The 11449-nt window shown below is 34.8% G+C and carries 7 protein-coding genes and 1 pseudogene; 2 read left to right on the forward strand and 6 right to left on the reverse strand.

Annotation, left to right across the window (positions count from 1 at the left end):
* Positions 1 to 300: 300 nt before the first annotated feature.
* The 4 genes from F6K22_RS16210 to F6K22_RS16225 form a co-directional block, all read right to left on the reverse strand.
* Positions 301 to 2430, reverse strand: coding sequence for a DNA-binding protein (locus F6K22_RS16210; protein WP_293099695.1), 2130 nt, complete (start codon positions 2428 to 2430; stop codon positions 301 to 303).
* Positions 2431 to 2605: 175 nt separating this feature from the next.
* Positions 2606 to 3340: a YjgN family protein gene (locus tag F6K22_RS16215; protein WP_293099698.1), complete on the reverse strand. Its 735-nt coding sequence runs from the start codon at positions 3338 to 3340 to the stop codon at positions 2606 to 2608.
* A 144-nt stretch (positions 3341 to 3484) separates the two neighbouring features.
* The gene (locus F6K22_RS16220) at positions 3485 to 4189 is read right to left on the reverse strand and encodes a glycerophosphoryl diester phosphodiesterase membrane domain-containing protein (RefSeq protein ID WP_293099701.1); all 705 of its coding nucleotides are present in this window, start codon (positions 4187 to 4189) and stop codon (positions 3485 to 3487) included.
* A 466-nt stretch (positions 4190 to 4655) separates the two neighbouring features.
* The gene (locus F6K22_RS16225; RefSeq protein WP_293099704.1) at positions 4656 to 6020 is read right to left on the reverse strand and encodes an MATE family efflux transporter; all 1365 of its coding nucleotides are present in this window, start codon (positions 6018 to 6020) and stop codon (positions 4656 to 4658) included.
* A gap of 745 nt (positions 6021 to 6765) precedes the next feature.
* Between F6K22_RS16225 and F6K22_RS16230 the strand changes: the two genes are divergently transcribed.
* Positions 6766 to 6912: a hypothetical protein gene (locus F6K22_RS16230; protein ID WP_293099707.1), complete on the forward strand. Its 147-nt coding sequence runs from the start codon at positions 6766 to 6768 to the stop codon at positions 6910 to 6912.
* 1193 nt (positions 6913 to 8105) lie between these two features.
* Complete coding sequence (locus F6K22_RS16235; protein WP_293099710.1) at positions 8106 to 9929, forward strand: ABC transporter substrate-binding protein; 1824 nt, start codon at positions 8106 to 8108, stop codon at positions 9927 to 9929.
* Between the two features lie 259 nt (positions 9930 to 10188).
* On the opposite strand, the gene F6K22_RS16240 is transcribed toward F6K22_RS16235, so the two are convergent.
* The gene (locus tag F6K22_RS16240) at positions 10189 to 10551 is read right to left on the reverse strand and encodes a DUF4351 domain-containing protein (RefSeq protein ID WP_293099713.1); all 363 of its coding nucleotides are present in this window, start codon (positions 10549 to 10551) and stop codon (positions 10189 to 10191) included.
* A gap of 320 nt (positions 10552 to 10871) precedes the next feature.
* Positions 10872 to 11422 (reverse strand): annotated as a pseudogene (locus F6K22_RS43515) (Rpn family recombination-promoting nuclease/putative transposase).
* Positions 11423 to 11449 lie beyond the last annotated feature (27 nt).

The following is an 11449-nucleotide window of genomic DNA, read 5'->3' on the forward strand; positions in this document are numbered from 1 at the left end:
TGAACACTTTCCATAGGAAAACTGCTCTGGGCATTTATGACCTTTGCGGTAATTTCCCCTTCAACCGGCCCCATACGACTCCTGATTCCTGACTCCTGACTCCTTCTGCCTTCACCATTTCCCCTTGAAAAAAGAATGTTACGAATAATAAGTATGATTAAAAGATTTGACAGGAGATGTCTCTTTCCTAAAAAATAGTATTGAAGCTATTCCCATACGACTCCTGACTCCTGACTCCTTCTTGTTTGACAACTGATAACTGATAACTGATAACTGATAACTGATAACTGATAACTGAAATTACCATTTCCCCATACCCCCCCAAGCTGCCCCAGAAAAACAACCACTAATACCACCTAAACCAGCTCCAAAAATTGTTGAAAGAATTAAAGTCCAATCTTCATTAATTCGCATAATTCCCACTAAATCTATTGAGACAATTTGTGGTAAAAATCCACCCAAAATTACCCCAATAATTACTCCTAAAAAACATCCCCAAATTCCCCCTAATACAGCACCTCTAACTCCCGATAACTTTTTCGATAAAGGCAAAGTTGGCGCACCTAAAATAGGTCCTAAAACAACACCTCCCATAATTCCACCCATAGCACCTACACCCATTGCCGGAATCATACTACTTATTAATATAGATACTAATTCAACCAAAGAATTATTATTCTCATTCAGACTTTCCTGAAACACAAAAACTCCAGCTAAAATTGCTCCAATAACTGTACCTAAAAAAGCACCCCAAATTGCTCCTAAAAATAAACCTCGTTTACCCCAAACTCGCCCAGGAGTAGGCAGCGCTAAGGGTGGTTTAAAAGCACTCCAAACACCACCCCAAATAATACCTAAAAATCCACCAAATACAACTGCTTGACCAAATACCCCAAGACGGTTACTAATTCCATAAACAGCACCACTAATGGCAGTAGCAATAAACCCTCCCCACAGCGCTCCGGTTAAACCTAAACTGGCACTCGAGAACCCCACAGGAATAATATATTGCCAGGCGACCGCGAAAAAACCTCCCCACAATATTCCCATTATCACTCCACCTAAAACAGCAACGCTACCATTAATTATTCCTAATAGCAGACCTGCTACTGCTGCTGCACACAATACTCCCCAAAAGCTACCAAAAATAGCATCTTGGGCAACGCCAACAAGACCTTTGCCACCTCCTGGTAAGGGAATTATTGGAACTGAAGGCGGTTTAAATTTGATAGAAACAGGAGTTAGTAAGGGTTGATATTGACCCATTTTCCGAGTTATGACAATTGGTTTGGGTGGTGCTGGTTTTTTAGGGGGAGTAGTTTTTTGTGGCGTTAATGATAAGAGTTTCCGCTTCTTTGCGACAGGTTCCAAATGTTGCTTATTTCTTACTGCTTCCCTTGATGGAAAAGGGTCGCGTCCTTTTAATAGTTTGGTACGTTCGCACCACGGACAAGATTTTAGGTGATTTCCATATAAATGCTGATGATTTTTCTGACAAGTTACTAGACTATTTTCTGACTCTCGCAACGCTTGCAACCAAGTTTTCGTATCTGGGCGAGAATCTGGATGTTCATACCCTAATTCAAAACAGTCAATTAATAATTGTTGTATGGTGGGATGCAAAATTTTCCAATCTGGCGCCAGTGGGGTCGGGCGATAGGGAACTCGCTTTTTACTGTAGGGAAAATGACCTACTTTGATTCGCGCTTCGAGAGTTGGAGGTTCGCCTCTACCTTTGTAAACTCCAGCAAAAGGGTGAGTTCCTTCCATCAATAGTTGAAATATTAATACTGCTATACCAAATAAGTCATGTTCGGGTTTGCGGTCAACTTCCCGGAAACTTCGACCTTGTAATTCTGGGGGGGTGAATTCTGGTTTACCCACTGGGCAACGGTAAATTTCTAGGGTATAGGGGTCGCGTACTTGAAATGAGTCGGTATCAACTAGGGTGACAAGAGCGGTATCGGTGACTAAAATATTTGATTCGTTGACATCGCCGATGGTATATCCACTGTTATGTAAAGCGTTGACTGCTGCAACTAAGTTACGAGCTGTGCGGTGGAGATAACGATAGTTGAAGAGTGGCTTTTTTTCCCGACGGTTTCTAGGGTTGTAGAATATATGTATCGGTTCCGCTCTGGAAACACGGGGCATTAAAAAGCCGATAATTTGCTGTTTGTTGTTGGTGGTGCGTAATAGGTCTACAGGCCATGCGATCGCTGAATGTCCGGTTCCCATTGGTGCATCTGGTGGATGAGAGAACATTACGGTCAGTTTATCGGCATCCTCGTCTGTGGGTTTATGATAAATTTTGGCCACTAGGGAGGGATTTTGTAGCACAGAATAGATACGACCTTCACCACCCCCACCAATTGGGTTTTGGCTGTCTAAGGTAATAATTTGTCCACTGAACTGACATTGCAACCGCATGGGGTTTGGGTAAACTTCCTAAGAGTGTTTTTTAGTTTACAGTATAGCTTGAAATTTTTAATTTTGTTAATATTTTTTTTCTAGCAATTAAGGTAGTAGACTGACACACATAAAATGTGGCAATAAGCTGTTGTGCATTTAAACGACTTATACTAAAATTACCAAATTGAATGAATTATGTTTTGCTAATATCTATTCTTTTTATTTTCTTCAATTCCATATAAAGTAGAACAGAAAAAATACTTGAAAGTGTCGGCCCTGCAAAATACCTAATAATATCAGATAATATATCTTGTCGAAGAGCAGAAGTTATGGGAATTAGATTTAAGATACTTTCGAGAATTGTATCGAATAAAAACATTGGAAAACAAAAGACTACGAAGAAAATCAAGTTAGCTCGAATAATTACCCAGAAATATCCTTTAGTCAACTGCCAGCTACGAGTAATTGCTCTAAAAGGTGAAGTACCTTCAATTAAAACCATCTGCTCATAAAAACCAATTCGTGTAGCAAAATAAATTAATGATATATAAAATAAAATTGACAATCCTATATTTGATCTTAATTTATCTTTGATTAATATCAATGGATCTAGTGTAATCAACGATAAAATAGCTAATGAGATAAACTTTTTGAACCCTCTACGAAAAGCTTGTACTAAACTAATTCTAATTCCTCTCAAATATTTATAAATATATAAGTAACGAATTGCGAATAACCAGGGGTTAATTAATACTACCAAAAACCAATATAACCAATAGTATTGGGTACTAGATTCTGGTAAGAAATATAGTAACACGAATAAGATTACAGCAGGCAAACCTATAATTAGGAGAGGTAAGTAAATAACACGAAAAGTTGCAAAAGTTTTATCTAACAAGTTAGTAACATTAATTTGTTGGTATTGCATAATATATATAGTTAGCCTAAGCATTTCCTGGGGAATGATGCCCAACAACTCTATTGCTTTTGATGTGCTATAAAAGCTTTATTAATTGATACTGATAACTGAAATTGCCTATTTCTTACTATTTAATTTTTAAGATTTTATTGATTAATGGTTTAGTTGATGATTTGACAATCTCTCATTGTAATCTTCTTTCAGGTTCACATATAATAAATAGCCATAAACACTAAAAAACGGATCTGTTAAAAAACTAAGAATATCGGATACTATATTAGCTATTTGTTCTGGTATACCCAAAAATAATAAAATAAAATGTAATATAATTACAGGAATAAGTAAAACTATTCCTATCAACAAACTTGACAAGAATATTAACCACCAGTGACCTTTTGTTAACTGCCAACTTCTACTAATTCCATCTAAAGCGGATAAATCTTCTATAACAATACTGTAGAGAAAAGGTAATAAGCGGAAAATCATATAAAATCCAGGAAAAAAGAATAATATTAGTCCAACAAAAAAGATTAATAAAATAATAAATGATGCTAAAAATAATTTAAAAATCTTTTTAATGCTTAGATTAAATGCTTCTTTTATACTTATAGGATTGCGAGAAAAATGCCGATAAAGATAGACAATATTAGCTCCTTTCCAAAGTAGTTCTAATATTACTAAAATAGTAAAGATAGTAAATAATATAGGACTTATTATTGGTAAATTCGACAGTAAATTAGATGCCAAAGTTATCAAAAAACCAAGAGAAGCGATAATTAAACAAGGAATATATACAGACCGAGTAATATCCAATGTTTCTCCTACTAAGTTTACAGGATTAATTCTTCGATATTGCATTTTTTTATATCCTTAGTTATTCCGATATTTATAGTCTTACATTAGTCTAATTGTTAAGATGGCTGAGTGTACCTAAGTTTTATATTATGTTTGTATAATTAGTATAATAAAGTCTTTGTTTGTAGTTTTGCTCTAGCCCTTAAAATATTTACAGTAAATTCTAACTATATGAAGTACAGATATTAACAATTAAATATCTGTAGTGCGGGCATATTCCCCGCTATGGATGTAACTTACAAAGGTAGAATCTGCTGTATATTCTGGCTGAAGCCCTACTACAAACTTAATTATTAGCTATTATCTGATTTGCCAAAAATACTAAACTCCTTATTAAATCAAGCATTAATTGTATAACTTAAAAATATCTACTTTTGAGCATAAAATAAGGTTTTAAGCTTCTCCTTTCAAGGCGATAAAAAAAGCAAATTAAGTATTTTACTGAAATAGGAGATACTGATAACTGAAATTACTGGTCTGTTACTAATTGGTTTTCCTGTGTCAAATTGTTTAGACGAAAATTTTTATGATACCAAAGATAAGCTCCAATACCAACTGCCAAATTAGCAAAACAAGCAGCAGCAAAAACACCATTTATTCCAAATAACCAACTTCCCAAATATGCCAAAGGTACATACAAAAATAACATCCTTGTGATAGTCATTACCATAGAAGGTAAAGGTTTTCCCAAAGCATTAAAAGTTACACTAGAAATTAATATAATTCCTGCAGCACCATAACTAATAGGTACTATCAGTAGATATTTAGCAGCGACTTCCACAACTTCCGGGTCTTTATCAAACACTGAAGCAACCCAACTCCCACCTATACCAAAAGCGATCGCTACCATAGCTCCCCAAAACAAACAAAACTGAAACCCTAAACGCAAACCCAAATACACGCGGTCATACTTTTTCGCTCCCCAATTTTGCCCGACAAACGGAGCGAAACTAGCAGATAATGCAATTGGCACAATAATAGAAAACATCTCTACCTTAGAAGCAACACCAAAACCTGCCACTGTGGCAGTGCCATAACTTGCCATCAAGCTAGTAATAAAAGTAATAGAAATTGGTGTAATCATATTCGTACCTGTGGCAGGTATACCTATATAAAGGATATTTTGCCAATTTCGGAGGATAACCTTAAAACTAGGCAACTCCCAAGAAATCATTTGTTCGCGGTAGTGCAGAAAAAACAAAGAAGCTACTAACGTAGTTGCCCTACTAATAACAGTTGCTAATGCTGCTCCTTGCAAACCCATTGCTGGAATTGCACCTACTCCAAAAATTAACATTGGGTCTAATACAGCATTGACAATACCTGCTACAGTCATCACCACACTAGGAATGAATGTATTACCAGCAGCGCGAATAGCACTATTACCTACCATTGGCACTACTATAAAAATTACTCCCAGATACCAAATTTCCATATATTGTCGAATTAGAGGCAGAATTTCTGTTTTTGCGCCTAATGCAGTAAATACAGGGTCGATAGTTGTTAAACCTAGAACTACCAAAATTCCTACTACTAATAAGGATAAAATTAAACTATCAGTGGTAAGTCGCTTGACTTTGTAGAGGTCTCCTTCTCCAATAGCTCTAGATATAACAGAAGCAGCACCTGTTCCCAAACCCATTGATACACTACCTAATAATGTTACTACTGGGAAAGTGAAACTCATTGCTGCTAGCTCCTTTGTTCCGAGTTGACCGACAAAGTAGGTATCAACAATATTGAAACCAATGACAGCAAACACTCCCCAAATCATAGGCAGTGTTAGCTTTAGTAATAGTGGGCCGATGCTACCTTCTGTTAGTTGTCGTTTCATAATGATTTGGTAAATGGGCTTTCTTTACAAAACTTTACCATTTATTTTTCAGTTTGGGCAACTTCATCTAAATTTTCCACAACAAAATACATAGACAGAGTTTCATTAATGGATAATGGATAATGGATAATTATCTCAAGGAAAACCTTCAATAATTAATAATTAACAATTAATAATTAATAATTACTTCTTCTTAAAACATTGAGGATTGGTTAAAAAGGAAATTTTTTTCTGCTCAAGGGGAGATTGGAGCTGGCTAGGTTTCCTCTGCATCCCTCCACCGCTTTTTCTCTTGAAATAGAAGGCTTTAAACCTTGATTTTTCGGTAACCAAATTGAAGAGCGGGAAATATTCTAGCACTTTTTTTTCCCTATGGGGGTCGGCTTTTAACCAAGATATTTAATTAATAATTATAGCAATTCCCAAAAAGCGTGAGATACAAAATTTTAGGTTTGAGGGAACAGGGAATAAAAAGACAATAAAACAATAAAGATAACTGTACCTCACGAGCTTGGTAAACGCTATATTAATTATTAATTATTCGTTAATACCAAGCGTGATAAATGTTTGCTACAAATGACCATGCTATTTATTAGGAGTTAGGAGTTAGGGTTCATAATGAATAAATTTTATATCATTTTTTAGTTCTAAAATCATCTTTTTACTCAAAGTTACATCTCCTGTAAATTCTTTCGATCGCCCCAATTATTCGTAACATTCTTTTTTTAAATTTATATAAAAAAGAATGGGTTGTCTTGCTCGTATAATGGTAGATAAAAACAAGCAACCCCTATCACGGGAGCAAGATTCTCCCACTGCTATACCTCGTAACAAAAATAATCACAATGCACCACCAAATAATGTAGAGATTTTTCATAGAAGGTTTTTATAATGGTTCCTCGAAAAATCTTATGAAATTTATGAATTGCTTCTACAGAAGTCAGAATTTAGATTGGCGAGTTACTGTCAGAATAGTTTTGGAAAATTTACTTACTTCAGTTCCACCTGCGTTTAATTTTGCTCACCTACCTAATAGATATCTCCAGAAAAGAGGGAGTAGGGAGTAGGGGGAAAGAATTGACGGTTTGTGCATATGGGATTGATTTGATTTTTTATTTTTGGAGAGGTCTAATAGATATCTCCAGAAAATTAACTTACCCTTGATTTAACATCCAAGACAAGACAATTAAATAATGGATAATTGATAATGGATAATTGATAATTACCTCTCCCTAAAACGGATTGGATTGAATAAAAGGAAAATTTTTTCTCTCTTGGTCGATTGGAGGCAAGCGTTTGCTAGCGCAAAGCTTCACTAACGCGTAGCGTCCCGGAGGGAACGGAGACCTCGCCATCCCATCCTAAGGTCATGCTCCGCTTTCCGACCGCTTGTTTCTCCACAGCGAGTGAGAGGCTTTAAACTTTTATTCTTCGGTAAAAGTTACTTCCGTTTCATTTTTCGTACTTTTTTCCTAAAAATATCTTCCCTGTTCCCAGATCCGATGTTCCCTTTTATATGATTTCTCAAAAACTTTATCTATTTCAGAGTAGGGGAGTAGGGGAGTGGGGGAGGTAGGGACGTTGCATGGAACGTCTGTACAACATAAAAATAATTAACATTAAATTAGCTTAAATTAGCAAAAATATGATTCAGCCTGTGCTAATTAGTTGATAACTGAAGTATAGCAATATGATTTTAGTTGTGAGATATTGGAGACTTTTAGGTATGGAGGGAATAGGTATGGAGGGAACAGAAAAGAAGAAAAAAACGAATATATAGCAATATGATTTTAGTTGTGAGATATTGGAGACTTTTAGGTATGGAGGCACTATTGCTACAGGAAAGAAGAAAAAAATGTATCTTCTTCATAAGATAACTGCTATATTCTATCCTTTTAAGGAACATCTCAATTCTCACATCTGATTCCTGATTGCTATATTACCGAAGTATAGCATTAATGCATGGGAATTGGTATTACCTACTCTTGCAAAAAATCTATATCTTTATATTCACACCTATGTCTAATTACTACAAAACTGTAAAATAGTCTAAGCTAGGCAAATTTTATTTAGTAATTTTCCCAAATGTTAGAAAGTAAAAATAAAAATCAAGATATTTATCGGTTTACTATTTCTAGAGTGCTACAGTTTTTAGTAGGGGTTGTATTATGTTGTTTATTAATTCTGACCACTGGTTGTCGCCCAATATTATTAAACTCTCAGAGTAACAATAACTCAAAATTAGTTTTAGTTAACCCTAGTCCGCCACCAACTTTTAACTATCCTATATCTCGTTCTCCTTATGGAATTTTTGGATTTATTTATGAGGGATTAATATCAGAAAATGGTTTGACTGGAGAATTAGAACCTGCCTTAGCAGAATCTTGGATTTTTTCTGAAGATAAAAAGCGAATTATCTTTACTTTGCGGTCAGAATTAAAATGGTCTGATGGAAAACCTCTTACTGCTGATGATGTTGTATTTACCTATCAAGATATTTATCTCAACCCAAAAATTCCTACTGTCTACAAAGACTTTTTAAGAATTGGTAGTACTGGTGCTTTTCCCTCAGTGAAAAAAATAGATAAACGTCGAGTAGAATTTATTTTGCCCGAACCCTTTGCGCCATTTCTCAGATACATAGGAAGATTAAAAATTTTACCAGATCATGCTTTGCGGGATACTATTTTGTCAACTGACGCTGATGGTAAACCTCTATTTTTATCGACCTGGAATACAAATACAAAACCACAAGAAATTATTGGCAATGGTGCATTTAGACTGGAAAATTATATCCCTTCCCAAAGAATCGTTTTACAGAAAAATCCCTTCTATTGGCGTTCCGATTTAGCAGGTAACTCTCTTCCATATCTTGATAAATTAATTATCGAAATTATTCCATCAACTGACAATCAATTGCTGAGATTTCGTTCAGGGGAATTAGACAGTATTGGAGTAGATGCCGAAGCATTTCAATTACTTAAGCGAGAAGAAAAACGAGGCAAATATAAGATTTATAATGGTGGTCCAAACTTAAACTTTCAATTTGTTGGTTTTAATCTTAATCAAGGAATAAATTCTCAAGGGAAACCTTTTTTAAATCCAATGAAGTCTCGTTGGTTTAATAATTTAGCATTTCGACAAGCAGTTGCATATTCTATTAATCGCCAACAAATTAATAACAATATTTATCGCGGTTTAGGGGAAATACGACACTCTGCTCTTGCAGTACAAAGTCCTTATTATTTATCTCCAGAAGCAGGATTAAAGGTCTATAAATACAATCCTGAAAAGGCAAAAAAATTATTATTAGATGCTGGTTTTCAATATAATGATGCCAATGAATTACTAGATAAAGATGGCAACCGAGTAGAATTTACAATTTTAGTAAAGTCTGAAGAAAAATTACGCATAGATACAGCAGTTCAAATCAAAGAAGATTTAAGTAATATCGGGATTAAAGCAAATTTACAGGTACTAAACTTCAACACTGTTTTACAAAAGCTATTCTTAAGTCGAGATTGGGAATGTTATGTCGGAGCTTTTGGTGTTCCTGGTGCTGACTTTGAACCAAATTTACTATCCTTATTTTGGTCAAGTAATGGTTCATTTCATCAGTTTAATTTAGGTTCTAAACCTGGTGAACCAAGGATGAAAAATTGGCAAGTTTCTGATTGGGAAAAAGAAATTGACCGTTTGTTTACTGCTGGATATCAGACAGTAAATGAAAATCAACGCCGAGAAATTTACGGAGAATTTCAACAAATTGTTGCCGAACAATTGCCTGTATTTTTTTTAGTAAATTCTCTTTCACTCCAAGCAGTTCGTAATCATATTGATAATTTAAAATTTTCTGCCATTGGTGGAGCTTTTTGGAATATTGATGAATTGAAGATTCAGGAAAAATAAAAAGTATTATCAAACAAAAATGTATGTTTTGAGCAACACCTACTACCGTTTCATAGAAGTCAGAAGTCAGAAGTTAGATTTGCGATTACTAAAAATTTTGACAATACAATAGGCAGTTATTTTACATTTATAGCGGTTTTCACTCATGTTGACTACAGACAAAATATAAGTATATTTTAAGTTTGATAAGTTAAAACCTGATAGCTGTATTCTATTTTAATGAAAAGCGCTATAAAGTTTGAAACTATTTGTGAAATCCTTAAAGTGAATTGGTATACCTATCTGTTAACCAATTCGATAAACCGTCGAGATTGTTAAACCTTAAAACTGTCTTAACTAAAGCCTCCAAATTTTCCAAAGATAGACTTTTAACCTGAGTAGCAACTTCATTTTCTCGAACTTCTCTAAAACGCTTTTTTAGCAAAAGTATTATCAAAGCGATCGCTTCTTTAATTCTGCCTTTTTCTTCGACAAAAGCAATTTGACCCCGACGGTCTTGAATTAAGTTTTCTTGCCCATCTAATTTTTCCAATTCTTGAAGAGTTAAATTAGTGCGGTTGGCAATATTGAGAGCTTTTTCTATTTCGGTAACCTCCCTTAAAGAAGCTGGTATTTCCTCCAAAATAGCTGCTTATTTAATAAAAGAAATCCACTTATCTGTTAAAGTCTCTAACTCCTCCAAACTATTCTTAAATTTCGGCAACTGTACAAATACGAAACCCATTTGCTCTTTAGTATATTCAAAATTTTCGCAAGCATTCAGCCGTCAGCTCTCAGCTCTCAGCTATTGCTTTTAGTGCGTATAGGAAAGCTTTATCAATGGAGTCAGATTTTTCTGACCACAAAAGTTAGCACCCTTGACCTTAAAGTCTATATTTATTTACACCCCGTCCTTAAGCGCAGGTTTTTCTTGCTGATTGCTGACTGCTAATAGCTGAATGCTTACAAATTTTCTAATCTCTCTTTTAAAACAAAGTTAGTAATCAATCTATCCGTGTTTTGAAACATGAGAAAATCCACAATTTTTAAAGCTATTATCGGTCTAATTTCTGGATAATCATCTCCCGATTTTAGCTGGTTTGAATAAATTTTGGCGACATTATAAACCACTCTATTTTCAAAACCTGTCACGTTAGCAAGTTGCATCTCAATAATAACTGTTGACTTATCGTCCAAAACTGCCAGAACATCCAAAAACTATCCTTTAAAATTTGAACTTGACCGGGGTGATACGATTTCTGATAGTGTAGCTTCTCTGTAAGAGGCATAGTAATGCTATATTTGATTGCCATCTCCCCATCTCCCCATCACAACGATATATAGCAAACTTTTTGAGATTTGGTATTATAGGGGTCGATAATTTCCCAAGATTTAATCTTGTTTTTCCCCTTATAAAGGGGGGCATTAAGAAAGCTAATTAATATGTCTTGACTGGCATCGGAACCGAATATTTTCTTAAAAGCATAATCAATTTTCGGACTAATAAATCTCATAGTAATTTAACCTCCTAGTTCATTATC

This window comes from Okeania sp. SIO2F4, from assembly GCF_010672385.1.
Classification (GTDB): domain Bacteria; phylum Cyanobacteriota; class Cyanobacteriia; order Cyanobacteriales; family Microcoleaceae; genus Trichodesmium.